General features: G+C 50.8%; 17 protein-coding genes, 2 tRNA genes and 5 pseudogenes. 14 read left to right on the top strand and 10 right to left on the bottom strand.

All coding sequences use genetic code 11. The annotated features are described in order from the left end of the window. Positions 1-10: 10 nt before the first annotated feature. Positions 11-86: transfer RNA gene (locus tag J4685_RS06480), tRNA-Val, on the bottom strand. A gap of 258 nt (positions 87-344) precedes the next feature. Here J4685_RS06480 and gltX point away from each other — a divergent pair. Beyond that, a complete protein-coding gene (gene gltX / locus J4685_RS06475; RefSeq protein WP_000695625.1) occupies positions 345-1,760 on the top strand; it encodes a glutamate--tRNA ligase in 1,416 nt (471 codons plus the stop codon). 53 nt (positions 1,761-1,813) lie between these two features. On the opposite strand, the gene J4685_RS06470 is transcribed toward gltX, so the two are convergent. Together J4685_RS06470 and J4685_RS06465 are read right to left on the bottom strand one after the other, a co-directional pair. After that, complete coding sequence (locus J4685_RS06470) at positions 1,814-2,206, bottom strand: MerR family transcriptional regulator (RefSeq protein WP_000826514.1); 393 nt, start codon at positions 2,204-2,206, stop codon at positions 1,814-1,816. A gap of 1 nt (position 2,207) precedes the next feature. Continuing rightward, entirely contained in the window at positions 2,208-2,570 is a 363-nt protein-coding gene (locus J4685_RS06465; protein ID WP_000472034.1) for a MerR family transcriptional regulator, read from the bottom strand. A gap of 221 nt (positions 2,571-2,791) precedes the next feature. Between J4685_RS06465 and J4685_RS06460 the strand changes: the two genes are divergently transcribed. Together J4685_RS06460 and J4685_RS06455 are read left to right on the top strand one after the other, a co-directional pair. Further along, positions 2,792-2,867: transfer RNA gene (locus J4685_RS06460), tRNA-Ala, on the top strand. 190 nt (positions 2,868-3,057) lie between these two features. Further along, positions 3,058-5,247 (top strand): sensor domain-containing phosphodiesterase, encoded by a 2,190-nt coding sequence (locus tag J4685_RS06455; protein WP_001112934.1) that lies wholly within the window; start codon positions 3,058-3,060, stop codon positions 5,245-5,247. 52 nt (positions 5,248-5,299) lie between these two features. Here the strand turns inward: J4685_RS06455 and J4685_RS06450 are convergent. After that, positions 5,300-6,324: pseudogene (locus tag J4685_RS06450) on the bottom strand (NupC/NupG family nucleoside CNT transporter). Between the two features lie 342 nt (positions 6,325-6,666). Here J4685_RS06450 and J4685_RS06445 point away from each other — a divergent pair. Next, positions 6,667-7,908, top strand: a complete 1,242-nt coding sequence (locus J4685_RS06445; RefSeq protein WP_000131734.1) for an Nramp family divalent metal transporter — start codon at positions 6,667-6,669, stop codon at positions 7,906-7,908. Between the two features lie 60 nt (positions 7,909-7,968). On the opposite strand, the gene ypeC is transcribed toward J4685_RS06445, so the two are convergent. Both ypeC and mgrA read right to left on the bottom strand, forming a co-directional pair. Beyond that, entirely contained in the window at positions 7,969-8,295 is a 327-nt protein-coding gene (gene ypeC / locus J4685_RS06440; RefSeq protein WP_000490091.1) for a DUF2502 domain-containing protein YpeC, read from the bottom strand. Between the two features lie 113 nt (positions 8,296-8,408). Continuing rightward, positions 8,409-9,407, bottom strand: coding sequence for an L-glyceraldehyde 3-phosphate reductase (gene mgrA / locus J4685_RS06435; RefSeq protein ID WP_000640295.1), 999 nt, complete (start codon positions 9,405-9,407; stop codon positions 8,409-8,411). Positions 9,408-9,586: 179 nt separating this feature from the next. Here mgrA and J4685_RS06430 point away from each other — a divergent pair. Beyond that, a pseudogene (locus J4685_RS06430) lies at positions 9,587-11,239 on the top strand (alpha-keto acid decarboxylase family protein). 19 nt (positions 11,240-11,258) lie between these two features. Here the strand turns inward: J4685_RS06430 and J4685_RS06425 are convergent. After that, positions 11,259-12,494, bottom strand: coding sequence for an ion channel protein (locus J4685_RS06425; RefSeq protein WP_000468912.1), 1,236 nt, complete (start codon positions 12,492-12,494; stop codon positions 11,259-11,261). 203 nt (positions 12,495-12,697) lie between these two features. On the opposite strand from J4685_RS06425, the gene glk reads away from it, so the two are divergent. Together glk and alaC are read left to right on the top strand one after the other, a co-directional pair. Beyond that, positions 12,698-13,663 (top strand): glucokinase, encoded by a 966-nt coding sequence (glk, locus tag J4685_RS06420; protein ID WP_000170380.1) that lies wholly within the window; start codon positions 12,698-12,700, stop codon positions 13,661-13,663. Positions 13,664-14,385: 722 nt separating this feature from the next. Further along, positions 14,386-15,624: an alanine transaminase gene (alaC, locus tag J4685_RS06415; RefSeq protein WP_000785620.1), complete on the top strand. Its 1,239-nt coding sequence runs from the start codon at positions 14,386-14,388 to the stop codon at positions 15,622-15,624. Between the two features lie 49 nt (positions 15,625-15,673). On the opposite strand, the gene ypdK is transcribed toward alaC, so the two are convergent. Continuing rightward, the gene (ypdK, locus tag J4685_RS06410; protein ID WP_010723117.1) at positions 15,674-15,745 is read right to left on the bottom strand and encodes a membrane protein YpdK; all 72 of its coding nucleotides are present in this window, start codon (positions 15,743-15,745) and stop codon (positions 15,674-15,676) included. A gap of 402 nt (positions 15,746-16,147) precedes the next feature. Further along, positions 16,148-17,068, bottom strand: a complete 921-nt coding sequence (gene lpxP, locus J4685_RS06405) for a kdo(2)-lipid IV(A) palmitoleoyltransferase (RefSeq protein ID WP_000484435.1) — start codon at positions 17,066-17,068, stop codon at positions 16,148-16,150. A 520-nt stretch (positions 17,069-17,588) separates the two neighbouring features. Here lpxP and J4685_RS06400 point away from each other — a divergent pair. After that, complete coding sequence (locus tag J4685_RS06400; protein WP_000639889.1) at positions 17,589-17,831, top strand: YfdY family protein; 243 nt, start codon at positions 17,589-17,591, stop codon at positions 17,829-17,831. A 237-nt stretch (positions 17,832-18,068) separates the two neighbouring features. Here the strand turns inward: J4685_RS06400 and pgtP are convergent, their stop codons facing one another. After that, positions 18,069-19,460 carry a phosphoglycerate transporter PgtP gene (pgtP, locus tag J4685_RS06395; RefSeq protein ID WP_000955739.1) on the bottom strand — a complete coding sequence of 464 codons (1,392 nt, stop codon included), beginning with the start codon at positions 19,458-19,460 and terminating at the stop codon, positions 18,069-18,071. A 435-nt stretch (positions 19,461-19,895) separates the two neighbouring features. Here pgtP and pgtC point away from each other — a divergent pair, with 435 nt between their 5' ends. The 6 genes and pseudogenes from pgtC to J4685_RS06355 form a co-directional block, all read left to right on the top strand. Continuing rightward, complete coding sequence (gene pgtC / locus J4685_RS06390; RefSeq protein ID WP_000467986.1) at positions 19,896-21,089, top strand: phosphoglycerate transport regulator PgtC; 1,194 nt, start codon at positions 19,896-19,898, stop codon at positions 21,087-21,089. After that, positions 21,086-23,093, top strand: a pseudogene (gene pgtB, locus J4685_RS22480) (two-component system sensor histidine kinase PgtB). The gene pgtC and the pseudogene pgtB overlap by 4 nt, the downstream one beginning before the upstream one ends. Further along, positions 23,083-24,330 carry a two-component system response regulator PgtA gene (gene pgtA, locus J4685_RS06375; protein ID WP_000930851.1) on the top strand — a complete coding sequence of 416 codons (1,248 nt, stop codon included), beginning with the start codon at positions 23,083-23,085 and terminating at the stop codon, positions 24,328-24,330. The pseudogene pgtB and the gene pgtA overlap by 11 nt, the downstream one beginning before the upstream one ends. A 267-nt stretch (positions 24,331-24,597) precedes the next feature. Next, positions 24,598-25,536, top strand: a complete 939-nt coding sequence (gene pgtE, locus J4685_RS06370) for an omptin family outer membrane protease PgtE (protein ID WP_000716016.1) — start codon at positions 24,598-24,600, stop codon at positions 25,534-25,536. A 194-nt stretch (positions 25,537-25,730) separates the two neighbouring features. Then, positions 25,731-26,027, top strand: a pseudogene (locus J4685_RS22475) (tail spike protein). A gap of 372 nt (positions 26,028-26,399) precedes the next feature. Beyond that, positions 26,400-26,846: pseudogene (locus tag J4685_RS06355) on the top strand (transposase); the annotation flags it as partial. Between the last annotated feature and the right edge of the window lie 152 nt (positions 26,847-26,998).

The raw sequence follows: 26,998 nt of genomic DNA, 5'->3' as shown, positions 1-26,998 counted from the left end.
ATAAAGTAGTTGGTGGGTGATGACGGGATCGAACCGCCGACCCCCTCCTTGTAAGGGAGGTGCTCTCCCAGCTGAGCTAATCACCCCCGCTGTGTGGAGTCGCATTATAGGGAGAGTTGAAAATGAGTCAACGCATTTTCTAAAGTTTTTGTTTGTTCGTCGTAAAATTAAACAAAACGATCGTGAATTACCCCGCGCTGCATGATTTCTATACGGAAATAGCAAAGCGCAGTGTTCTGACCGGATCAACATTGAGGAATCAAGCCACAGTGATAGAATACAAGGCTATTCATCTTTCCAGGATTTGCCGGTTGTCGGCATCTTTATAAACGTAAGGCCATTTCATGAAAATCAAAACTCGCTTCGCGCCTAGCCCGACAGGTTATCTGCACGTCGGCGGCGCGCGTACTGCTCTTTATTCCTGGCTTTTCGCACGTCACCACGGCGGTGAGTTCGTGCTGCGTATTGAAGACACCGATCTTGAGCGTTCCACGCCGGAAGCCATTGAAGCCATCATGGATGGTATGAACTGGCTGAACCTGGAATGGGACGAAGGCCCCTATTTCCAGACCAAACGTTTTGATCGCTATAACGCGGTGATTGACGAGATGCTGGAGGCGGGAACAGCCTATAAATGCTACTGCTCTAAAGAGCGTCTGGAGCAACTGCGTGAAGATCAGATGGCGAAAGGCGAGAAGCCGCGTTATGACGGGCGTTGCCGTCACAGTCACGAACATCATGCCGACGATGAACCATGCGTGGTGCGCTTTGCCAACCCGCAGGACGGTTCCGTTATTTTTGATGATCAGATCCGTGGCCCGATCGAATTCAGCAATCAGGAGCTGGACGATCTGATCATTCGTCGTACCGACGGCTCCCCGACCTACAACTTCTGTGTGGTGGTTGACGACTGGGATATGGAAATTACCCATGTGATTCGTGGCGAAGACCATATCAACAATACTCCGCGCCAGATTAACATTTTGAAAGCGTTAAACGCGCCGGTGCCGATGTACGCGCATGTGTCGATGATTAACGGCGACGACGGTAAAAAGCTGTCTAAACGTCACGGTGCGGTGAGCGTGATGCAGTATCGCGATGACGGTTATCTGCCGGAAGCGTTGCTGAACTATCTGGTGCGTCTGGGCTGGTCCAGCGGCGATCAGGAAATCTTCACCCGCGAAGAGATGATTAAACTGTTCTCCCTCGGTGCGGTGAGCAAGTCTGCGAGCGCGTTCAACACCGATAAACTGCTGTGGCTGAACCACCACTATATCAATACGCTGGCGCCGGAATATGTGGCGACGCATTTGCAGTGGCATATCGAGCAGGAAAATATCGACACCCGTAACGGCCCGCAGCTTGCTGAACTGGTGAAGTTGCTGGGCGAGCGCTGCAAAACTCTGAAAGAGATGTCGCAGAGCTGCCGCTACTTCTATGAAGACTTCAGCGAGTTTGACGCCGATGCGGCGAAAAAACACCTCCGCCCGGTGGCGCGTCAGCCGCTGGAAGTGGTGCGCGACAAGCTGTCGGCGATTACGGACTGGTCAGCAGAAAACGTCCACCACGCGATTCAGGCCACGGCGGATGAGCTGGAAGTGGGGATGGGTAAAGTGGGGATGCCGCTGCGTGTGGCTGTGACCGGTGCCGGGCAGTCGCCTGCGCTGGATGTCACCGTACATGCGATTGGTAAAACCCGCAGCATTGAGCGCATCAACAAAGCGCTGGGCTTTATCGCCGAGCGTGAAAGCCAGCAGTAACGCCAGCTGAAACAGAATAAACGGCAGGGCAGACGCCTGCCGTTTATTATTTGTTAGTCCGCCTCATTGATACCTAAACGCGTCAGAAATCCGCGAATACCTTCCCGCGATAAAAACAGCGCCAGTTTTTCCTGTTCCTGAGCAGACATATTTTCAACGGCATCAATAATTTGTCGATAAGCATGACTGTGCGCCGCGTTCGCATATTCTGCGAAAGCTTCTTCCGCCTGATAAAACGCAGGCAGTTTGCGAAAAGCCGGAATATTGAGAATAAACTCCCGCACGCTAGCATCAATATGGATGAGTCTTGCGCGTCCGCCTTTGACGCCGGGAAATTTTTCGGTTTTCCAGTGTTGTTCTCTGATCCAGCGATTGACGGTTTGTCTGGCCACGCCGAGGCATTCAGCCAGCTCTTCAGTGGTCATTTTACTGCGTAATCTTTTCATATTATTTGCTATCGCGTATCCCTAAGCGTTGTAACAAACCGGTAATCCCTTCACGCACGAGGAGAGAGGTAAACTGTTTCTGCTCGGATGAGGTCATCTCTTTGGCGAGCGTCATGAGCAGCGCTTCAAGCGATGCGTTGCTGGCAGGCGTGAATGTGTCTGCGTGATGGTCAACTGAACGTTCAGCGCTGCGGATATATTCACGAACCTGTTCGTTTACATGAACCAGACGGGCTTTACCGCCCTGGACGCCAGGTTTGGGCGATGTTGCCCAGCCTTCTTTCCGTACCCATTTATTGATGGTTTGTCGGCTGTAACCGGTGAGATTAGCGAGTTCTTCTGGCGTCATCCGTTCCTTGAACATAACGATTCCCTGAATAGTCGTGGGGTTAATTAGTGGTTCATTTTATAGCACCATTTTAGTCGAAACCGTGACGTGTTTAACTACTGAATGCGAGTTGTGCCGCAATGTCCTTTATTTGAATGCTTTTTCAGCGATTGAATTCGGCAAGTTCATTTTGCCGTTGACACATGCCGAGGGAATTCATATGATGCCGCCCGTCAACTCGACAAGCTTTACGTTATGGGGCTATAGCTCAGCTGGGAGAGCGCTTGCATGGCATGCAAGAGGTCAGCGGTTCGATCCCGCTTAGCTCCACCAACATTCAAACCCTCGCTGAAAAGCGGGGGTTTTTGCTTTTTGTCACAAAATTCATGGCGTCTGATCTGCTCTTCAGGTGCGTTTGTTTGCCGCTGCTTTTGCGGTCAATATGAGCTTTTGTTAGATTGCTTCATAATGCGAATATACTTATTATTCATGCGCCTTATATAATGATGTGAGCATTAAAGCAATGCCGGATAAGTGTAACGTATTAAAAAATATAAAAATATTTTTACTGGCCTTCTGCCTGACCGTTCCGGCTATTCTGCTATCTCGTCTCATTTCTCCCCGCGCCACAATTGATTCCAGCTATATCTTTCTGGCCTGGCTACCGCTCTGCGTCATGTTTGCCGTGCTGTTCTTATTTGGCCGCCGTGGCGTCGCGCCGATGGTAGGCGGAATGATGTTGACTAATGAATGGAATTTTCATTTACCTCTGCCACAGGCGATGGTGCTGCTATTTTGCCAGACGTTTCCCGTGCTGCTGGTTTGCGCTATCGTACGCTGGCAGCTGGGCGCGCGCTGGCGCTACGGAATACCCAACCAAGGCATCTGGCTACGCGTTTTCTGGTTAGGGTTAATGACGCCGTTTGGCATAAAAATCAGTATGCATCTGGCGGGGCACTACCTGGCTTTCCCGGTGACCATCTCTACCTTCTTTGGCACCGGCACCGCTATTTTCTCGATTGTTGATTTATTGAGTCTGATTTCTGCCGTGCTTATTTTTACCCTCTTTTTCTATTATCCGCTGCGGATGATAGTCAGCCCGCACTATATTCGTATTTTCTGGCGGAGGGATGTCGCTCCTTATCTCGCCAAAGAAAAACGCCTGTTTACGCTTCTCTGGTTTGCCACTCTGGCGACGCTATTAGCGGTGCTGTGTACGCCTTTCGAGACAAAGTATATTGCTGGCTATCTGGTGCCAGTCCTGTTCATTGGATTTACCATCGGCGTGGGGAAAATCAGTTATCCGCTGTTGAATTTTAGTTGGGCTCTCACTGCGCTATTCCTGCTTAGCTATAACCGCAATTTTCTGCAGGGCGTGGGCTCAGAATATTCGCTGGCATTTATCCTTTCAGTTCTCATTTCTTTTAGTATTTGTTTGTTGTACATGGCGCGGATTAATCAGCGTAGCGAATGGTTGAATCGACAATGGCACTCGCAGGCGTTGACCGATCCATTGACGCAACTGCCTAACCTGCGTGCGCTGGAACAGTTTCTTTTACAGGATACCGGGCAAAGCGTGTGTTATCTACGCATGGAAAACCTGGAATTTCTGAGCCGTCATTACGGTATGCAGATGCGCGTGCATTGCGAACGCGAGGTGTTTCGCGTGTTGCAGCCGCTGCTGCTGGAAAAGGAGAAAATTTTCCATCTGCCGGGCAGTGAATTATTGCTGGTGCTGACAGGACCGGAGACGGAAGCCCGCCTGCAATATATGCTCAATGTGCTTAATAACCGCAAAATTTACTGGAACAATACCGGTCTGGACATGGAATACGGCGCATCGTGGGGAACATTCGATGGTCGCCAGGAAACCTTGCAACCGCTGTTGGGGCAGTTAAGCTGGCTGGCGGAGCAATCCTGCTCGCACCGTCGGGTGCTTGCACTGACCCAGAGTATTGAAGCCGCTTCCGGGCAGACGACGGAACGGGTGCTGCGGTTGCAGAAAATCCGTCAGGCGCTGGAGCGTGGCGCGCTGGTTTTGTATGCGCAACCCATTCGCGACGCGCAGGGAAAAGGGTATGACGAGATTCTGACGCGGCTTCGGTGCGACGACGGTATCATGATGCCGAATCAGTTCATTCCGCTTATCGCCCAGTTTAACCTGAGCGTACGGTTTGATATGCAGGTGATGGAAGCGCTCCTGCAATGGCTGTCCGCGCATCCTTCGGCGGAGCAGGGGGCGCGTTTTTCGGTTAATTTGATGCCGCTGACGCTGCTGCAAAAAGAGACGGCGTCGCGCATTATGCAGCTTTTTAAACGCTATGGCGTCCCGCCTGCTTCGGTCATCATCGAAATTACTGAAGAACAGGCCTTCTCTCATTCCGAAATCAGTATGCACAATATCAACCAGCTGCGTAAGTTTGGCCTAAAAATCGCCATTGATGATTTCGGCACCGGTTATGCAAACTATGAACGGCTAAAACGCCTCAAGGCGGACATCATTAAAATCGACGGTTGTTTTGTAAAAGATATTCTGACGGACTCCCTGGATGCGATGATCGTGAAATCCATCACTGATTTAGCGAAAGCGAAATCGTTGAGCGTCGTGGCTGAGTTTGTTGAAACGCCTGCGCAGCGCGATCTGCTATTGCAGCTTGGCGTACACAGTTTGCAGGGATATCTGATTGGCCGCCCGCGCCCGTTAGGCAAATAAGCGGCATAAAAAAACCGGGGATAGCTCCCCGGTTTCTACATTAAACGCAGACTTACAGTACCAGCGCCGCGATAGAGGCGGACAGTACGCTCACCAGCGTAGAACCGTAAACCAGTTTCAGACCAAAACGGGAAACCACGTTGCCTTGCTCTTCGTTCAGGCCTTTAATCGCGCCCGCAATATTACCCATGCGACCGGGTAGAAGATGTAACCCAGAATGCCCTGGAAGGAGATGCTGTAGCCGAACCAACCGGTAACCGTTGCGAACAGCGCGTTCAGCGCCGCGATCAGCGCGATGAAACCGATCAGCATCGCCGCGACGATAATCGCCACTTTAAAACCTGCCAGAATGTACTCGCCCAGCATTTCGAAGAAACTTTGGCCTTCATGCAGGTTCGACATCTGAATATTTTCTTCGCTGGCATCAACGGTATAGGGGTTGATCAGCGACAGAACGATAAAGGTGCTGAACATGTTCAGAACCAGCGCTGCGACCACATATTTAGGGTCCAGCATCGTCATATACGCGCCCACGATAGACATGGAAACGGTAGACATCGCCGTTGCAGCCATGGTGTACATGCGGTTACGGGACATTTTGCCGAGGATATCTTTATAAGCGATAAAGTTCTCAGACTGGCCGAGGATCAGCGAGCTGACGGCGTTAAAAGACTCCAGTTTGCCCATACCGTTTATTTTGGACAGCAGGAAACCAATAGCGCGGATGACCACTGGCAGAACGCGGATATGCTGGAGAATACCGATCAACGCGGAAATAAAGACGATCGAGCACAATACTTTCAGGAAGAAGAACGCCAAACCTTGATCGTTCATACTGCCAAAGACGAAGTTTGTCCCTTCGTTGGCAAATCCGAGCAGTTTTTCAAACATCTCGGAGAAACCTTTTACGAAGCCAAGGCCAACATCCGAGTTCAGGAAGAACCAGGCCAGTAACACTTCGATAACAAGTAACTGAATGACGTAACGAATGCGAATTTTTTTACGGTCGCTGCTAACCAGCAGTGCGAGTACCGCAACAACGGCAAGCGCCAGGACAAAATGAAGGACGCGGTCCATATTTGCTCCAAATATGAGACAGGTTTAATTTTCGTGCACATTCTATGCAACAGCCGTAAAGAAAACGAGATCCAACACACACTATAATAAGGACCTGTGACGAGATTCAAAATTAGTGATCTGTAATACACTTTTACTGTACTGAATATGAAAATGAAAAGTTATATCAGTGTGCTAATCTTGTAATGTTAAGCCAAACTGTTCTGATACAGGTCGTCATCGTATCGGTCTATCGTTTCACACTATCAAAGTAATCACCCGTACCCATTGAAATGCACTTGATAATCATTATCAATAAACATAGCATGAAACATAGCAAAGGCTATGTTTTTGAGGCAAAAGATGACTGACAATCGCGTAGAGAATAGCAGCGGACGGGCGGCGCGCAAGCTAAGGCTCGCATTAATGGGACCTGCGTTCATTGCCGCGATTGGTTATATCGATCCTGGTAACTTCGCGACCAATATTCAGGCCGGCGCCAGCTTTGGCTACCAGCTACTCTGGGTGGTGGTCTGGGCGAACCTGATGGCGATGCTGATTCAAATCCTCTCGGCAAAACTCGGAATCGCCACGGGCAAGAACCTGGCGGAGCAAATTCGCGACCATTATCCGCGCCCGGTAGTCTGGTTTTACTGGGTACAGGCGGAAATCATCGCGATGGCCACCGATTTAGCTGAATTTATCGGCGCGGCAATAGGTTTTAAGCTGATCCTGGGCGTCTCTTTATTACAGGGCGCGGTATTGACCGGTATCGCGACGTTTCTGATTTTAATGTTACAGCGCCGCGGTCAAAAACCGCTTGAAAAAGTCATCGGCGGTTTACTGCTTTTTGTCGCCGCTGCTTACATTGTGGAGCTGTTTTTCTCTCAGCCTGATATGGCGCAGCTCGGCAAAGGAATGGTTATCCCGGCGCTACCGAACCCGGAAGCCGTATTCTTAGCCGCCGGCGTGCTTGGCGCGACGATTATGCCGCACGTGATTTATCTGCACTCGTCATTAACACAGCATCTGCACGGCGGAACGCGGCAACAACGGTACTCAGCAACGAAATGGGATGTCGCTATTGCTATGACGATTGCCGGTTTTGTCAATCTGGCAATGATGGCGACCGCCGCGGCGGCGTTTCATTTTAGCGGCCACACCGGCATCGCCGACCTCGATCAGGCATACCTGACGCTGGAACCGTTACTAAGCCATGCGGCGGCAACGGTGTTTGGTCTTAGTCTGGTAGCGGCAGGGCTTTCCTCCACTGTGGTAGGGACTCTGGCGGGGCAGGTGGTGATGCAAGGGTTTGTCCGTTTTCACATTCCGCTGTGGGTACGGCGCACCATTACCATGCTGCCCTCATTTATTGTGATTTTGATGGGGCTTGACCCTACCCGAATTCTGGTGATGAGCCAGGTGCTGCTGAGTTTTGGTATTGCGCTGGCGCTGGTGCCGCTCCTGATTTTCACCAGTAACGCTACGCTAATGGGCGAGCTGGTGAACACGCGGCGAGTAAAACAGATTGGCTGGATAATTGTCGTGCTGGTCGTCGCCCTGAATATCTGGTTACTGGTTGGAACGGTGATGGGGTTGTCATAAAGACAGAAAGATAGCAGGCCCGATGCGTGAACGTCATCGGGCTATTATTCAGCAGGAGGCTTAGTGATGATGTTTGTGACCCCGGCCTCGCCCGCGATGATCGTCGCGATCGCGCCAGCCTTCCCGATAACCGCGTTCATACGCTTTACGCTTATCCCAGCCGCGATGATAGCCGTTGTCATGGCGCCACCAGCGATTTTTACGCCATTCATAATGGTTGTGCCAGTAATCACGGTCGCGCCAGCGACCACCGTCCCAGTAGTTACCGTAATCATCGCGATCGCCAATCTGTAATTTTATTGAGGGCAACAGGGTGATTTCGCCCGCATTCGCGGCAAGCGGTGTAAAAGCCAGCAAGGCTGCCGCCAGAATCAGTGACCTGAACATACTTTCTCTCCTTCACGATCGAGCCGTCGCCGGCCTGTTAATGCAATATTACAAAGCAGTAAAGATTTGTTTCATCGCCTTAACTCTTAAATCATGAAGGAGAGCATTTTTTGCTAAAACCGGCCCTCCAGAATAGCGTCAATTTCTGCACATTCCGCCGCCGAAAAACGGCGATTGGCCAGCATTCCTACGGCGTCTTCGATTTGCGACGGTTTGCTGGCGCCAATCAGTACCGAGGTAACGTTATCGTTACGCAGCACCCAGGCGAGCGCCATCTGAGACAATTTTTGGCCCCGTCGTGCAGCCAGTTCATTCAACCGGCGAACTTTTTCCAGTTTGTCGGCGGTAATCTGTTCTGGTTTAAGGAAACGGCTTCCGCTCGCCGCGCGGGAATCTTCCGGAATGCCATTCAGATAACGGTCAGTGAGCTGCCCGCCCGCCAGCGGCGAGAAGGCAATACTGCCGACGCCTTTTTCCTGCAACAGCGCCAGCAGCCCGTCCTCTACCCAACGCTCAAAAAGCGAATATTTAGGCTGATGAATCAGGCAAGGCGTGCCGAGATCCTCCAGAATATCGATAGCTTGTCTGGCCAGATCGGCAGGATAGTTAGAGATCCCCACGTACAACGCTTTGCCGTGGCGCACAAGGTGATCTAACGCTTTCATCGTCTCTTTAAGCGGCGTTTCGGGATCGGGACGATGGTGATAAAAGATATCGACATACTCCAGCCCCATACGTTTCAGGCTTTGATCGAGGCTGGCGATAAGGTATTTCCGTGAACCCCAGTCGCCATAAGGGCCATCCCACATGGTGTAGCCCGCTTTGGTGGAGATGACTAACTCATCGCGCCACGGTAAAAAATCTTCCTGCAGAATGCGGCCAAAATTGCATTCTGCGGAGCCCGGCGGCGGCCCATAATTATTGGCGAGATCAAAGTGGGTAATGCCCAGATCGAACGCGCGTTGCAGCAGCGCCCGGCTATTTTCTACCCGTGTCGTATCGCCGAAGTTGTGCCATAACCCCAGCGAAATGGCGGGAAGTTTGACGCCGCTGCGCCCGCAGCGACGATACTCCATTGTGTGATAACGATTTTCATCGGGCTGATAAATCATGACCTTTCCCCCTGTGGCGTGAATAAATAGTGTATACGGTTACACTCGCCAGGCGGTATCCGGCTTTTACTGTTTGCCGCTGTAAACATTGTTTTCCAGGCTTTCATCCCCGTCGTGCTGGACAGCCATCGGCATTCCTTAATACTCAACATAATGTCAACGTCAGAAGGAAAGCTGTCATGCAAAACCCCTATACCGTGGCCGACTATTTGCTGGACAGACTGGCAGGATGCGGCATTGGCCATCTTTTTGGCGTACCGGGCGATTATAACTTGCAGTTTCTTGACCATGTGATTGACCACCCGACCTTGCGTTGGGTGGGATGCGCCAATGAGCTGAACGCCGCTTATGCCGCGGACGGCTATGCGCGCATGTCGGGCGCTGGAGCGCTACTCACCACCTTTGGCGTGGGAGAACTTAGCGCTATTAACGGTATCGCGGGCAGTTACGCGGAATATGTCCCGGTCTTGCATATCGTCGGCGCGCCCTGTAGCGCTGCGCAGCAGCGTGGCGAATTGATGCACCATACCCTCGGTGACGGCGATTTTCGTCATTTTTATCGCATGAGTCAGGCGATATCCGCTGCCAGCGCAATATTGGATGAACAGAACGCCTGCTTCGAGATTGACCGCGTATTGGGTGAAATGCTTGCCGCACGCAGGCCAGGATACATCATGTTGCCCGCCGACGTGGCGAAAAAAACGGCCATCCCACCTACGCAGGCGCTGACGTTGCCCGTGCATGAAGCGCAAAGCGGCGTAGAGACGGCTTTTCGTTACCACGCCCGTCAGTGCCTGATGAACAGTCGGCGCATTGCGCTATTGGCCGACTTTCTTGCCGGGCGTTTTGGTTTACGACCACTGTTGCAGCGCTGGATGGCGGAAACGCCCATCGCTCATGCGACACTACTGATGGAGAAGGGGCTTTTTGATGAACAGCACCCGAACTTCGTTGGCACCTATAGCGCAGGCGCCAGCAGCAAAGAAGTGCGTCAGGCCATAGAGGACGCCGATAGGGTTATCTGCGTCGGCACCCGTTTTGTCGATACCCTTACGGCCGGATTTACCCAACAATTGCCGGCGGAACGCACGCTGGAGATTCAGCCTTACGCGTCGCGCATCGGCGAAACCTGGTTCAACCTCCCGATGGCGCAGGCAGTGTCTACGCTGCGCGAACTGTGCCTTGAATGCGCTTTTGCGCCGCCGCCGACGCGTTCCGCCGGACAGCCAGTGCGGATTGATAAGGGAGAACTGACCCAGGAAAGCTTCTGGCAAACTTTACAGCAGTATCTCAAACCCGGCGATATTGTCCTTGTCGACTAGGGGACCGCCGCCTTTGGCGCTGCCGCGCTGTCGCTTCCTGACGGCGCGGAAGTTGTGGTTCAGCCGCTGTGGGGATCTATCGGCTATTCCTTGCCCGCCGCGTTTGGCGCGCAAACCGCCTGTCCCGATCGGCGGGTGATTCTGATTATCGGCGATGGCGCGGCGCAGCTCACGATTCAGGAGATGGGCTCGATGTTACGCGACGGGCAGGCGCCGGTCATCCTGCTGCTCAACAATGGCGGCTATACCGTAGAGCGCGCCATTCACGGCGCGGCCCAGCGGTATAACGACATCGCGAGCTGGAACTGGACGCAGATACCACCGGCGCTAAACGCGGCGCAACAGGTGGAGTGCTGGCGGGTGGCGCAGGCTATCCAACTGGCGGAGGTCCTCGAACGGCTGGCGCGCCCACAACGTCTGTCATTTATTGAAGTGATGTTGCCAAAAGCCGATCTGCCGGAATTACTGCGTACCGTGACCCGGGCGCTGGAAGCCCGCAACGGGGGATAATGGCCCCCGCTGCGCCGGATTAGGGTTCGTGACGGTTGGCGGCCAGCAACGGTTTTCCCGCCAGCAATAGCCAGGCGGGGAGCATCACAATGCAGAGCAGCGGCAGCAGATTGGTATCCGGTACGACGACTGCCGCCATAAACAGACTGAGCCAGCCGTCACGCGTCACTACCAGCACTAAGCCAAGAATCGCGCAGGAGACGGTAATCGCCGCGGGTACGGCCTCAACATGGGCATGGAGCATGAGCCCCAGCGCCGCGCCGATAAACACAGCCGGAAAAATGCGCCCGCCGCGAAAGCCGCTCGCCGCCGCGATGACCAGCGCGGCGAGTTTGACGACGGCTAAGGTAAAATAATCTCCCGCGCCCAACGTCTGGCTAAACGCCATTTGTTGCATTTCGTCCAGGCCTTTAAACAGGGTAAGCGGCCCGCCAATGACGCCCAGAATACCCAGTATAAAACCGCCAATGCCGAGAATCAGGACCGGATTTTTTAGTCGGTGCAGCAACTCGTGCAGACGCGGAAGGCACCAGACGGCGACCATCCCTGCGGCAATGGCGATCGCCGCGACGATCGCTCCGCTGGCAATGTCCACCAGCCGCATCTGCGTGTAATGGGCGATGGGTAACGAAAAATGCGGATGAAAGAACAGGCTGGTGGTGAGTGACCCCGCCGCTGCCGCCATTAACGGCGCAAACAGGCGATCCCACATGGGAATATCGTTAGAGCCGCTAAGCGTTTGCGAAAAAATCAGCGCCGCAGCGACGGGCGTGCCGAACAGCGCGCCGATGGTGCCCGCTGAGGCCAGAATCGTCCAGTCTAACGCCGTGATACGCGGAAACAGGCGGGAGCCGAAAGCCGCCGCCAGCGCGATATTTATTGTCATGATCGGATGCTCTGGCCCCAAACTTACCCCACCAGCAAGGCCGATGATTAAGGCGAGAAGCAGCCCGGGCAGCGCAGATGGCGAGACCGGCATACTGATTAACGGTTCGATGGCCGGATCGGGGCCAGCGTGTCCGGGACTGTAACGGATAATCAAACCCACCACGATCCCGGTTAGCGTGAGCATACCCACTATCCAGAACGGCGAATCATAAGCGATGCCGATGCTGGCGGGCAGTCGTTGCCAAAGAAATTGCTGAAAAACCGACGCGATTTTCATCGCAGCGATTAAAACCAGGCTTGACGCTACGCCGATAATCAGCGCGGGGAGCGACAGCAGCAGCATCGTTCGGGCACGCGGGTGGAACATAATCTCTTCCTTACACGGGGTCGTATACCTATTTTGCACAGCCTGCCCGACGGCATTGCTGCAATTGGTGCTGAAACAAGAAAGTAATTCTGTGATGAAGATCTATATTTATAGGCAGTCAGCCTGATGGCCGTTGTTGTTATGCCCCCATGAATTTACAGTGTGACAAAGACTTATTTTGACTTTAGCGGAGCAGTAGAAGAATGACAAAGTATGCTTTAGTAGGAGATGTAGGCGGCACGAATGCGCGTCTTGCCCTGTGTGATATCGCCAGTGGAGAAATCTCGCAGGCCAAAACGTATTCCGGCCTGGATTACCCCAGTCTTGAGGCCGTGGTGCGCGTTTATCTCGATGAGCATAGCGTCAGCGTGGAAGATGGTTGTATCGCCATAGCCTGCCCGATTACTGGCGACTGGGTGGCGATGACTAACCATACCTGGGCTTTTTCTATTGCGGAAATGAAAAAAAATCTCGGCTTTAGCCATCTGGAAATCATCAACGATTTCACCGCCGTGTCGATGGCGATCCCGATGCTGAAAAAAGAGCATTTAATTCAGTTCGGCGGCGGCGAACCGGTAGACGGCAAACCTATTGCGGTGTATGGCGCGGGAACCGGCTTGGGCGTGGCGCATCTGGTGCATGTGGATAAGCGTTGGATTAGCCTTCCGGGCGAAGGCGGGCATGTCGATTTTGCGCCTAATAGCGAAGAAGAAGCTATGATTCTGGAAATATTGCGCGCCGAAATTGGCCACGTTTCCGCCGAGCGCGTGCTGTCTGGCCCGGGGCTGGTGAATCTTTACCGGGCGATTGTTAAGTCCGACAACCGTCTGCCGGAAAATCTGCGCCCGAAAGATATTACCGAACGCGCCCTGGCGGATAGCTGTATCGATTGTCGCCGCGCGTTGTCGCTCTTTTGCGTCATCATGGGGCGATTTGGCGGCGATCTGGCGTTAACCATGGGGACATTTGGCGGCGTTTATATCGCTGGCGGTATTGTCCCGCGCTTCCTGGAATTTTTTAAAGCGTCTGGCTTCCGTGGTGGCTTTGAAGATAAAGGCCGCTTTAAAGATTATGTACACGGAATTCCGGTTTATCTGATTGTCCATGATAATCCCGGCTTGTTAGGCTCCGGCGCGCATCTGCGCCAGACATTAGGCCATATTCTATAAGTCAGACGGCGGCATAAACGCCTTATCCGGCCTACAAAAGTGTGTCATCTGTAGGCCTGATAAGCGCAGCGTCATCAGGCAATGAAACATTCTCTTGTCAGTCTCAAACCGCGTGCCTCACGCGGTTTTTTTTCATTGCCTTTCCTGTGCATGAATGCTTCAACTGTCTGAATTATTTCACTTTACTCTTGCTGAGCGAAAGGTCAAACACCAGCGCGTTGAGTCATCATGTCATGGCGGTTAGTCAGGCGAAAACAGGGATTTATTTTACTATACGTATCCGGTTCGCTGCCTTATTTACGGTTTCATCGCGGCAGCTTGCCGGAAAGGATCCTCATTTTCGGGGAAATGTCCCTGAAAAACACCGCAATATGACATGATCGAATACCATTATCATTAGTAAGGATTTTGGTTAAAGAGGAAAAACCACAAAATCAAAAGGGGATTATTTGAGATAAGGTTTATTGACAGGAAATTATCGTCGGCTGTACCACTTTAGGTAAATTCAATGATATCAATTTGTTAATGATATGATTTATTTGGTGCTATAACTGACACGCTTAAAAAGTAAATTTTTACGGTTGTTCCTCTTTTTCGTCGCTAAAAAATATTTTCATTAGCCTCTCGACAGGAAGAAAATTTTCAGGCTATTTTCTAAAGGAGCCACCATCGTGGCAGCGTCGCTCGGACGGTCCGGGCGCTAACGTTAATCTGAGGATATTATGGCTGACTCCCGCCCTGAACGTCGCTTTACGCGTATCGATCGCCTTCCGCCCTATGTTTTTAACATCACCGCTGAACTCAAAATGGCTGCGCGTCGGCGCGGCGAAGATATTATTGATTTCAGTATGGGTAATCCTGATGGCGCAACCCCTCCCCACATTGTCGAAAAACTTTGCACCGTCGCGCAGCGTCCGGATACGCACGGTTATTCCACGTCCCGCGGCATACCGCGTTTACGCCGCGCGATTTCTCACTGGTATCAGGAACGTTATGATGTCGATATCGATCCGGAAACCGAAGCGATTGTGACCATCGGTTCCAAAGAGGGACTGGCGCATTTAATGCTGGCGACGCTGGATCATGGTGATACGGTTCTGGTGCCGAACCCCAGTTACCCGATTCATATCTATGGCGCCGTTATCGCCGGGGCGCAGGTGCGTTCGGTTCCATTGGTCGAGGGAGTGGATTTCTTCAACGAGCTGGAGCGCGCTATTCGCGAAAGTTATCCGAAACCGAAAATGATGATTTTGGGTTTTCCATCTAACCCTACGGCCCAGTGCGTCGAACTGGAATTTTTTGAAAAAGTGGTCGCTCTGGCTAAACGTTATGATGTGCTGGTAGTGCACGATCTGGCGTATGCCGATATCGTGTACGACGGCTGGAAAGCGCCATCCATTATGCAGGTGCCCGGCGCACGCGACGTGGCGGTCGAATTTTTCACATTGTCGAAAAGCTATAATATGGCGGGCTGGCGTATTGGGTTTATGGTGGGCAATAAAACCCTGGTCAGCGCGCTGGCGCGCATTAAAAGTTATCACGATTATGGTACTTTTACCCCGCTTCAGGTGGCGGCTATCGCCGCTCTGGAAGGCGATCAGCAGTGCGTGCGCGATATTGCCGAGCAGTATAAACGTCGTCGCGATGTGCTGGTGAAGGGACTGCATGAGGCGGGCTGGATGGTTGAAATGCCGAAAGCCTCAATGTACGTCTGGGCGAAAATCCCGGAGCAATATGCGGCGATGGGGTCACTTGAGTTTGCCAAGAAGCTGCTGAATGAGGCGAAGGTTTGCGTTTCTCCAGGGATAGGCTTTGGTGACTATGGCGACACCCATGTACGCTTTGCATTAATAGAGAATCGCGATCGCATTCGCCAGGCCGTCAGGGGGATTAAAGCGATGTTCCGCGCCGATGGCGTGCTGCCGTCACATCCGAAACCCGTTGAAGCGAGCACGGAGTAGAAAAGCAAACAGGAGCCCTATGGCTCCTGTTTTTCTTTGCATTGTACTTTTAAATCATCAGGGCGAAAGTACCGGCCCAAACGATGACCATAAATGAAATGCCCATAAAGAAATATTTCACGTTTCATCTCTCCGCGTACCTGTCGTACGCCTAAATGAACTTACACTTACCTGATTATAGAGAGTTGATGCCGGACAATACGAAATTGAGAATTATTCGTGTTTCGACCGCCTGCATCACCTCAGAATTCTGCGCGTCATCGCTCCAGACGGCGCTAATGTACGCCTAAAAATGAGGTGAAACAAGAGGCATTTTCTTATTTACTTTTAGTAACTTACAAGTGTCGGGGATCGGCGACAGTTTAATTTCTGACAGTGATGAATCGCTATTGAGCGACGCCGCCGACACAGTAAAAAATCGCCTGTAAACAGGAGACTTATCGCTAAAAGCAAGAATGAATTATTTATGATATGAATATTATGGCGGTGTGAAATGACAAAATAAAAGGCCTTGCGGCCTTTTTCAGATGTAGAGTGACGCTTCCCCCAACGGGCGAGTTTTGAAACGGCGATGGATCCAGAGATATTGCTCCGGGGCGCGCATGATCTCTTTCTCAATAATTTTATTCATATAGGCAGCGGCTTGATTTTCATCTGCCGGGTAACCTTCCATTTCAGGGGTAATATACAGACGATAACCCGAGTTATCGGTTTTCCTGACCATTGTAACGGTTAACATGGCGGCGCCGGACAGCCTGGACAGTACATAGGTGCCGTTGGTGGTGGCGACGTTTTCAACCGCGAAAAATGGCGCAAAGGAGCTGCCTTTAGGGCCGTAGTCCTGGTCGGGAGCAAACCAAACGGCTTCCCCTTTTTTTAGCGCGCCCACAATGCCGCGCAGATTGTTTCTGCCGATCATCGCTTTATTTGAGCGCATACGACCGCGCGTCTGCACCCACTCCATGAGCGGATTGTTATGCGGACGATAGGTCGCCATCATCGGCTGGCAGAGACCCATTACCCGGCCTCCCAATTCCAGCGACATAAAATGCACGCCAACGACCATTACGCCGCGATTTTGCGCCTGCGCACGGGTAAGGTTGTCCAGCCCGTCCACATCAAACCATTTGCGAACCCGGCTATCAGGCCAGAACCAGGCCATGCCCGTTTCAAGCAGCGCCATGCCAAGAGAGTGGAAATTCTCGGCGATCAGTTTTCCCCTTTCTTCCCGGGAGAGGGTCGGAAAACAGAGTTCAATATTTTTCTGGGCGATCGACTCACGTCGCTTCAGGAAGGGGCGCGCCAGCTTACCGGTGCGGGTGCCCAGAAAACGCAAAACCGGGTAGGGAAGCTGCACCAGTAACCAGAGGACGCCAACGCCAAACCACGTCAGCCAGTAGCGCGGGTGCAAAAACGCGCGTGAAAATTTGCTTTGAGGAAACATAAAATACCTTCTGTAGATACGAAAATAATGTATCGCAGAAGAGTCATTATCCGCAGCGGTACACTCTGAAATACGCATCATCCTTCAAGTTGCGTTCGCTTATCCGAAGCACTTACTTGAGTAAGCTCATCAGGGTAACTTGAATGATTTACGTATAGTTAGGCCATCATGTACGACAATGGTTCCCGTAAGGAGTGTAAAACTAAGTCAGTACTAAACCACGAGGGCATGAACGCCAGGCAGGCTAATGTACCACCAGTTATTTACTCGCGCCCAGAAATTCTTTATCAAGAAGCGTAAATATTTCTCCCGTAGCAAAAATAAGCTAATCATTATTTTTAATGCATTGTTTTTACAGTGATAATTGTATTTCAGACGAAGGTTATTGAAAAATGATTAGAAAATAAAATGTGAGATAAATGTTATGGAAATGACGTGCTGATAAGGTTTATCTTAAAGGAGAAGTGAGAGGGACCGTAAGGCTATATGGAAGCCTTGCCATAGACAGGAGGTATTATAGATGATCTATTTATGGACATTTCTTGCAATAAGTATACTTGCCGTGAGTGGCTATATCGGTCAGGTGATGGGGGCTTTTTCTGCGGTTTCTTCTTTTACGGGAATGGTTATCCTTGCCGCGCTGATTTATTTACTCAATGTATGGCTGCAGGATGGCGATGACATCGTTAGCGGATTATTGCTTTTTCTTGCACCGGCATGTGGGTTAATTATTCGCTTTATGGTGGGATACGGTAAGCGTTAGTCAGTACATGCCCTTCATACTTCAAGTTGCTGATGTGTTGGCTACGGATTACTCGGCCCATTCATGGGCCTCGCCCTGACGGGACGTCGCTCACCCAGTCACATCGTTATCTATGCTCCCGGGGACTCACTCCCTTGCCGCTTTTAAGCAACTCGAATTATTTTTGGTATACACGATGTCAGCGAATAGATAGCGCCGACAATGTCGGCGCTTCTGTTCCCCGGGAAGACTAATCGTTTATTGCGCGTCCGCAAGCTGCAGTGAGTCCTGATTATGTAACGCATTCTGGCGCTGGCGTTCCAGTTCCAGCGCGCCGCGATGGGAGAGGTAACAGAATAGAATGCAGCACACGATGCCGCCCATCAGAAGATAAAATCCGCCGTACCAGCCAAGTTTATCCACCATGACGCCAAACAGGCTGGTGCCCAACGAGGCGCCGAAAATATAGCTCATGAACCCACGTAATCCGACGGCGGAACCTACGGCAAAGCTGGGGACTATCTCCATTGTCTGTACGGACGCGAGGAACTGCGGGACGTAAATCAGACAACCTACAATGGCGGCGAAAATCGTTACCATCAGCAAAGATTCACTTTTCCAGTATCCGATCAGACAGACAAAAATCAGCGCCATGCAAATCATGGCTAACGGCATTCTGCGGCCCTTAAACAGTTTATCTGACAGCCAGCCTGCCAGTAGCGTGGAAGGAATCGCCGCCCACTCGAAAAAGAGAAACGCGACGCTCATCTGTTCTTTTGAAAAGTGTTTTACTGTCAACAGATAGATAGGCAACCAGCTAATCATGCCAAACCGCACCATATAGACGAAGACATCGACCAGCGAAATATACCAGGCATTTTTATTGCGCAGCACATAAGTACAGAAGATTTGCCATGCGCTCATATTTTCCGGCGCTTTAGCCGTATTCTTCGTTTTCAGTACGACTTTTTCTTCCGGCATCATCTGTTCCAGGGAGGGAAGGCCTTCTTCGCGCGGCGAACCTTTTCCCAATACCAGAACAATTAAGGCAAAAATGACGGCGACGCAGGCCGGAACGATATAACTGGCGCTTTGCCAGTGTTCGTTGCCCAATATCGCAAAAGCCGCACCGACGATAGGCGCGACGATCCCGCCGCCAACGTTATGCGAGATATTCCAGAAGGCGCCTACGCGTCCGCGTTCCCGACGAGGGAACCAGTTTGCAATAGTAATAAACGAGGGGCCGACGCCCATGCCCTGAAAAAGGCCATTGAAGACCACCAGAGCGGCAAATATCCAGAATGCGCTACTGAATCCCAGCCCAACGTTAACAATCGCGCAGAGTACCAGACCGCACGCCATGAAGACTTTTGGGCTGGCTTTATCCGCCAGACTGCTCATTACGCCTTTACTGATTCCGTAAGCAATAAGCATACAGCTACTCAGTAGGCCGATTTGCGTAGCGCTGAGATCCAATTGCTCTTTTAAATAAGGCGTCGATAATGTGAAATTGTTTCTGACTATATAGTAAGCGAGATATCCCAGAAATACGCTTAACAATGCCTGTATACGATATCGACCATACGTAGCCTGGACTTTTTCCGGTGGGACTTTATGCGCCGATTGCCCTGTTTTTAATATTGTTAACATGGAGTCACCTGTATTTTATAGTGAGATGAACATCAGGAGGTTTTGTCAGTAGAGTGAAAGGAGTGACAATAAAATTCAAGTCGAAGAAATGTGTCAAAATTGACTCAATTGGGTGAATTTAAAGGTTATTTTTGACCCATCCTGAAGGGGGTGTTGAAACTTTAATTATTGACATGACCGTTTTATCGTTAGCATGTGCGGATATTAACAAAATTGCTGCCAGTGATCTGATACGCTTTATTGATGTTTTCGAGCGACGGACCGGTTATTATTCAAATAACGCTGTTCTGGATGCCAACAGAAATAAAAGGGTAAGTTTTGTCTCAATATTTTCTTTATGTGATATCGATATTTATGAACGGGATCACAAATCGACTTTTCTCATGCTGTGGTCGTTTCGCCAGAGTGGGCGCTTTTACGCTATGGCTGGCAGCGATGTTCGGTTCTTGCCAGGCGTACAGCCGCGAGTTGGTGATGGCAACGACCTTTTCACCCAGCGCGACCGCCTGGATTATCCAGCGCTGGCAGACGGAGCCGGGTTCCGTCATGATTCGTACGCTCAACCGTACCAGCGGTTCTTTAGAGCAATTACTTGATACGGCGAATGCGGAAAATGTCGATCTGATCCTGACGTCATCCCCCATGCTGTTGCAACACCTTCAGGAGCACCAAAAGCTGGCGCTATTGGATAGCGCGCCTGCCGCCAGCCAGAAGCTGGTGCCGCGTTCTATCCGCTCAACTTCAGTGGCGGTAGCGGTATCCGGATTTGGGCTATTGATCAACCGTTCAGCGCTCGCTGCGCGCCATCTTCCGCCGCCTGCCGACTGGCAGGATATGGGCCTGCCCAGTTACCAGGGCGCTCTATTAATGAGCAGTCCGTCACGCTCAGACACCAATCATTTGATGGTGGAGTCGCTGTTGCAGCAAAAAGGCTGGACGGCAGGGTGGGCGACGCTGCTGGCAATCTCGGGTAATTTGGTCACGATTTCCTCTCGCAGTTTCGGCGTAGCGGATAAAATCAAAAGCGGGCTTGGCGTTGCCGGGTCGGTCATTGATAACTATGCTAATTTGCTACTCAACGATCCTAATCTTGCTTTTACCTATTTTCCGTATTCTGCGGTGTCGCCCACTTACGTCGCGGTGTTGAAAAACAGCCGTCATGCAGACGAAGCGCGTGCTTTTATTCATTACTTATTAAGTCCGAAAGGGCAAAGGATACTGGCTGACGCGAATACCGGTAAGTATCCCGTCGCACCGCTTAGCGCCGATAATCCTCGCGCCGCGCAACAACAGCGTTTGATGGCCCAGCCGCCGTTGAACTATCGTCTGATCCTGAAGCGTCAGCAACTGGTACAACGCATGTTTGATACCGCGATCAGTTTTCGTCTTGCGCAGCTTAAAGATGCATGGCGAGCGTTGCACAGCGCAGAAACGCGGCTTAAACGCCCCTTACCTGAAATCAGAGCCTTATTGACCAGCGTCCCGGTGGATGCGGCAAGCAGCGAAGATGAAACCTGGCTGGCGCAGTTTGATAATAAAAGCTTTGCCGAACAAAAAATGATGGAGTGGCAGATCTGGTTTCTGAACAATCAGCGGCTGGCGATTCACAAACTGGAAGAGCTGAAATGAAGGGGAGATTATTGCAACGGCTTCGTCAGCTCAGTATCAGCAACAGTTTACGGGGTGCATTTTTAACGGGCGCATTACTGACGCTGATTGTCAGTATGGTCAGCCTTTATTCCTGGCATGAGCAAAGTTCGCAGGTTCGCTATTCGCTTGATGAATATTTTCCTCGCATCCACTCCGCTTTTTTAATTGAGGGGAACCTGAATCTGGCCGTGGATCAACTCAATGAATTTTTGCTGGCGCCGAACACGACGGTACGTTTGCAGTTACGTACGCAGATTATTCAGCATCTGGATAAGATTGAGCGTCTCAGTCAGGGGCTTCAGCTTGCTGAGCGCCGGCAACTGGCCGTCATTTTACAGGATAGCCGGACCTTGCTGGCGGAGCTGGACAACGCCCTCTACAACATGTTTTTGGTGCGGGAGAAAGTTAGTGAGCTTTCCGCTCGCATCGACTGGCTCCATGATGATTTCACCACGGAGCTAAATTCGCTGGTACAGGATTTTACCTGGCAGCAAGGGACGCTGCTCGATCAAATTGAGGCGAATCAGGGCGACGCGGCTCAGTACTTGCAACGTTCGCGCGAGGTGCAGAACGAGCAGCAGCAGGTATATACCCTGGCGCGAATTGAAAATCAGATTGTTGATGACCTGCGCGACAGATTGAATGAGCTCAAGTCCGGCAATAATGACGGGATGCTGGTGGAGACCCATATTCGCTATCTGGAAAACCTAAAAAAAAACGGCGGATGAGAATATTCGTGCGCTCGATGACTGGCCCAGTACGATCACGCTGCGGCAAACCATCGACGAACTATTGGAAATCGGGATGGTAAAAAATAAGATGCCCGATACCATGCGCGATTATGTTGCGGCGCAAAAAGCCTTACTGGACGCCAGCCGCGCCAGAGAGGCTACGCTAGGGCGCTTTCGCACGCTGCTTGAGGCGCAGTTAGGTAGTAGTCACCAGCAAATGCAGACGTTCAATCAACGCCTGGAACAGATTGTTCGCGTTAGCGGCGGGCTTATTTTAGTGGCGACGCTCCTGGCGTTGCTACTGGCCTGGGAACTCAACCACTATTTTATCCGTTCCCGACTGGTGAAGCGTTTTACCGCGCTTAATCAGGCTGTGGTACAGATAGGGCTGGGGAGAACCGACTCGACTATCCCGGTTTACGGGCGCGATGAGCTAGGACGGATAGCCCGCTTGCTACGTCATACGCTGGGCCAGCTCAATATGCAACGCAGGCAGCTTGAACAAGAGGTCGCCGAGCGCAAAGAGATAGAAGCCGACCTGCGCGCCATGCAGGATGAGTTGATTCAGACGGCGAAACTGGCGATAGTCGGCCAGACCATGACCACGCTGGCGCATGAAATTAACCAGCCGCTGAATGCGCTTTCAATGTATTTATTTACGGCGGGACGCGCGATTGAACAAGGTCAGAGCGGACAGGCGAGAAATACGCTCACCAAAGCGGAAGGGCTCATTAACCGGATTGACGTCATTATCCGTTCGCTGCGGCAGTTTACCCGTCGGGCGGAGCTGGAAACGCCATTGTATCCCGTTGATCTGCGCCAAACCTTCGTGGCGGCATGGGAGTTATTAGCCATGCGCCACCAATCCCGGCAGGGAGCGCTTTCACTGCCAACCGACACCGTATGGGTTAGCGGCGATGAAGTGCGTATTCAGCAGGTTCTGGTGAATGTGCTGGCGAATGCGCTTGACGCCTGTTCGCATGATGCGGCGATCGCGGTGACATGGCAGACGCAGGGAGAGGCGCTGGAGGTTTATATTGCAGATAACGGCCCTGGCTGGCCTGGGGCGCTGTTGCCCTCTTTACTCAAGCCGTTTACCACCAGTAAAGCTGTCGGGTTGGGTATTGGGCTGTCGATTAGCGTGTCGCTGATGGCGCAAATGAAGGGCGACCTGCGTCTGGCGTCGACGCTGACGCGTAATGCTTGCGTGGTGCTGCAATTCTCGGTAACGGATGTCGATGATGTTGAATGATGAATGTTCTATTTTGCTGATTGATGATGACGTTGATGTACTTGACGCCTATACCCAAATGCTTGAGCAGGCAGGCTACCGCGTGCGTGGCTTTACCCATCCTTTCGAGGCCAAAGAGTGGGTAAAAGCGGATTGGGAGGGGATCGTTTTGAGCGATGTGTGTATGCCGGGGTGTTCCGGTATCGATCTTATGACGCTGTTTCATCAGGATGACGATCAACTGCCAATCTTATTGATTACCGGACATGGCGATGTACCGATGGCGGTTGATGCGGTGAAAAAGGGCGCCTGGGATTTTCTGCAAAAACCCGTCGATCCGGGCAACCTGTTGATATTAATTGAAGACGCGCTACGCCAGCGCCGGTCGGTTATTGCACGGCGGCAATATTGCCAGCAGACGTTACAGGTTGACCTGATTGGGCGCAGCGAGTGGATGAATCAGTTTCGACAACGGTTACAACAACTGGCGGAAACGGACATTGCCGTATGGTTTTACGGTGAGCATGGCACAGGACGTATGACTGGCGCCCGTTATCTCCATCAGCTGGGGCGTAACGCGAAAGGGCCGTTTGTTCGCTATGAACTCACGCCGGAGAATGCCGGGCAGTTGGAGACATTCATCGACCAGGCGCAAGGAGGCACGCTGGTGTTGAGTCATCCCGAATATCTGACACGCGAACAGCAGCACCATCTGGCGCGTTTACAAAGCCTGGAGCATCGGCCTTTTCGTTTGGTGGGCGTTGGCAGCGCTTCGCTGGTGGAGCAGGCGGCAGCTAACCAGATAGCGGCCGAGCTTTACTACTGTTTCGCCATGACCCAAATCGCCTGCCAGTCTCTTTCTCAGCGACCGGATGATATCGAGCCGTTATTTCGCCATTATCTTCGAAAAGCCTGCCTGCGACTCAATCATCCAGTGCCGGAAATAGCGGGGGAATTACTGAAAGGAATAATGCGACGCGCCTGGCCAAGCAATGTGCGCGAACTGGCCAATGCGGCGGAGCTTTTTGCTGTCGGCGTGCTGCCGCTGGCGGAAACGGTCAACCCGCAGTTGCTTCTGCAGGAGCCGACCCCGCTTGACCGGCGCGTTGAAGAGTATGAGCGACAAATTATTACCGAAGCATTAAATATTCATCAGGGACGAATTAATGAAGTGGCGGAGTACTTGCAAATTCCCCGTAAAAAACTTTATCTGCGCATGAAAAAATATGGTCTAAGTAAAGAGCATTATAAATTCTGATATTACAGTTACTTTCAATCTGGCTGACAACAACAGCAACGATGTCGTTAGCCAGATAACGTCGCATCACCGTAATGGTAAATCATTCCATTATGATTATAGATTGCTTATTATTCACCTGAGCATCAAATTCTATTTCTTAACTTCAATATAAGGTAAAAATGCGTCAAGTTCTCTGGCGTAATAAATGTACTCTTGTCCGACGATTTGACAAGATGAAAACTTCATCACCTCTCCAGATTACATCTGAATATGAGGACAAGAGAAATGAAAAAACATGCTATTGCAGTAATGATGATCGCCGTATTTTCTGAGTCGGTTTATGCGGAGTCTACCTTATTTATTCCGGACGTCTCTCCTGAGAGCGTCACGACATCCCTTTCTGTGGGGGTGTTAAACGGTAAATCCAGGGAGCTGGTTTATGATACCGACACCGGACGGAAGCTGAGTCAACTGGACTGGAAAATAAAAAATGTCGCCACGTTGCAGGGGGATTTATCATGGAAACCCTATTCGTTCATGACGCTGGACGCCCGCGGCTGGACGTCTTTGGCGTCGGGATCGGGTCATATGGTTGACCATGACTGGATGAGCAGTGAGCAGCCAGGCTGGACCGATCGTTCAATTCATCCGGACACCAGCGCCAACTATGCTAATGAATACGATTTGAACGTGAAAGGTTGGTTATTGCAGGGCGATAACTACAAGGCGGGCGTAACAGCGGGCTATCAGGAAACCCGTTTTAGCTGGACGGCAAGAGGCGGGTCTTATATTTATGATAATGGTCGATATATTGGTAACTTTCCTCATGGCGTGCGCGGTATAGGTTATAGCCAGCGTTTCGAAATGCCCTATATCGGGCTGGCGGGTGATTATCGTATTAATGACTTTGAGTGTAATGTACTGTTTAAATACAGCGACTGGGTAAATGCGCATGATAATGACGAACACTACATGCGAAAACTTACCTTCCGTGAAAAAACGGAAAATTCACGATATTATGGCGCGTCTATTGACGCCGGATATTATATTACCAGTAATGCAAAAATCTTTGCTGAGTTCGCTTACAGTAAATATGAAGAAGGTAAGGGCGGTACGCAAATCATAGATAAAACCAGCGGTAATACGGCGTATTTTGGTGGCGATGCCGCAGGTATAGCTAATAATAACTATACGGTTACCGCGGGGTTGCAGTACCGCTTCTAGACCACATCGGGATGTCATCGGTCATAACCGGCCGATGACGACTTTTTGCTGAACGTGTGGCATGCCCGGTGATATTGTGTTTACCTCATATAGATCTGGCGAGTTTGGCGTTAAGACGTGGCAAGGAACAGTAGAGGGGGACCTCATCCAGATGTTATAAACTTCAATTCAGAAAGTTACTTTCCATATACTCTTTGTGGGACTGCTTCAACCTTTGGGCAGATATCGGAAATGAAAAAGATAGACCAGGCGACTATTCGCTATCAGAATATCCGGTACACCAACTACCAACAAATCATTTAGTCGATGGTCTCGTTGCCATTGGTTCATAGAGTGTTGGTCTTGGTATGGATGGCTGGGGAAGTTATGTATCGAACATTCTTATGCAAGATTGCGCAGGGTCTGGTGGTCTATGGTACACATATGGGAAGACATTCACATATATTTCTGTAATCGATACTAAAACTTTAACACTAACTAATTGTTTGTAGAAAGTGGTTGCATTATTAATGGTTTGAGACTCATTGACATAAAACAAACACCATCTGGTAATCTGTCAGACCCCGCATCCTCAACAGTTAACTATAAAGATTGTATGGTAGCTGAGATGTCATTAGTCCTAATATCGTGTCAGATAAATTTATAAAAGATTACTCATGTTTTGTGTCACATGCAAAAATAATTCGGCTTCGTTAAGGTCTTTAGGGGAAATACCTAATGGATAATTAGTTAGATTAACGTTAACAACACTTTGAACGTGTAATGAATATGGGGGTATAATATAAGTATTGGGAGATTGTAATTAAAAATTATGTAATTATCTGATTATTATATATTCACTCCAGCAAAGGAGAAAGGCAATTATGGACGAAAAGAAACTCACAGCTCTTGCGGCTGAACTGGCTAAAGGTCTTAAAACTGAAGCCGACCTCAGTCAGTTTTTCCATATGCTGACGAAATTAACCGTCGAAACGGCGCTCAATGCTGAGCTGGCTGACCATCTCGGGCATGAGAAAAATGCTCCTAAAACGAGCTCAAACTCCCACAATGGCTACTCATTAAAAACGGTGCTGTATGATGGCGGCGAGATAGTGCTGAACATGCTGCGTGACCGTGAAAATACCTTTGAACTGTAGCTGATTAAGGAGCATCAGACGCGTATTACGAGATGGAAAGTCAGATTTATCCCTTTATGCCAAAGGCATGACATGACTACCCGCGAAATCATCGCCACCTTCAAAGAGATGTACGATGCTGATGTGTCGCCCATGCTGATACTTAAGATCACCGCCGCAGTAAAAGAGTTGGTCAAAGGGGCGTCAAAAAATGGAGTATGCCGATCCAGGACTGGTCGCTGGCAATGATTCGCTTTATTATCGAGTTCGGTGACCGCCTGAGCGATCACCGTTAATATAGTGGCAGTTACACAGTATGACTGGCATGTTCCATATTGGATTTATAT

The sequence above is a fragment of the Salmonella sp. 32100201201700099SM genome (assembly GCF_017572645.1).
In the GTDB taxonomy this organism is placed as follows: domain Bacteria; phylum Pseudomonadota; class Gammaproteobacteria; order Enterobacterales; family Enterobacteriaceae; genus Salmonella; species Salmonella enterica.
This window is presented reverse-complemented; position numbering and strand designations above follow the sequence as displayed.

Coding starts and splice junctions, on each gene's coding strand:
- mgrA (WP_000640295.1), bottom strand. CDS start 9,407: ATGATTTATCAGCCCGATGAAAATCGTTATCACACAATGGAGTATCGT.
- ypeC (WP_000490091.1), bottom strand. CDS start 8,295: ATGTTCAGGTCACTGATTCTGGCGGCAGCCTTGCTGGCTTTTACACCG.
- J4685_RS06425 (WP_000468912.1), bottom strand. CDS start 12,494: ATGTTCCACCCGCGTGCCCGAACGATGCTGCTGCTGTCGCTCCCCGCG.
- J4685_RS06470 (WP_000826514.1), bottom strand. CDS start 2,206: ATGAAAAGATTACGCAGTAAAATGACCACTGAAGAGCTGGCTGAATGC.
- pgtA (WP_000930851.1), top strand. CDS start 23,083: ATGTTGAATGATGAATGTTCTATTTTGCTGATTGATGATGACGTTGAT.
- pgtC (WP_000467986.1), top strand. CDS start 19,896: ATGTTCGGTTCTTGCCAGGCGTACAGCCGCGAGTTGGTGATGGCAACG.
- alaC (WP_000785620.1), top strand. CDS start 14,386: ATGGCTGACTCCCGCCCTGAACGTCGCTTTACGCGTATCGATCGCCTT.
- pgtE (WP_000716016.1), top strand. CDS start 24,598: ATGAAAAAACATGCTATTGCAGTAATGATGATCGCCGTATTTTCTGAG.
- J4685_RS06465 (WP_000472034.1), bottom strand. CDS start 2,570: ATGTTCAAGGAACGGATGACGCCAGAAGAACTCGCTAATCTCACCGGT.
- J4685_RS06455 (WP_001112934.1), top strand. CDS start 3,058: ATGCCGGATAAGTGTAACGTATTAAAAAATATAAAAATATTTTTACTG.
- J4685_RS06445 (WP_000131734.1), top strand. CDS start 6,667: ATGACTGACAATCGCGTAGAGAATAGCAGCGGACGGGCGGCGCGCAAG.
- gltX (WP_000695625.1), top strand. CDS start 345: ATGAAAATCAAAACTCGCTTCGCGCCTAGCCCGACAGGTTATCTGCAC.
- glk (WP_000170380.1), top strand. CDS start 12,698: ATGACAAAGTATGCTTTAGTAGGAGATGTAGGCGGCACGAATGCGCGT.
- lpxP (WP_000484435.1), bottom strand. CDS start 17,068: ATGTTTCCTCAAAGCAAATTTTCACGCGCGTTTTTGCACCCGCGCTAC.
- pgtP (WP_000955739.1), bottom strand. CDS start 19,460: ATGTTAACAATATTAAAAACAGGGCAATCGGCGCATAAAGTCCCACCG.
- J4685_RS06400 (WP_000639889.1), top strand. CDS start 17,589: ATGATCTATTTATGGACATTTCTTGCAATAAGTATACTTGCCGTGAGT.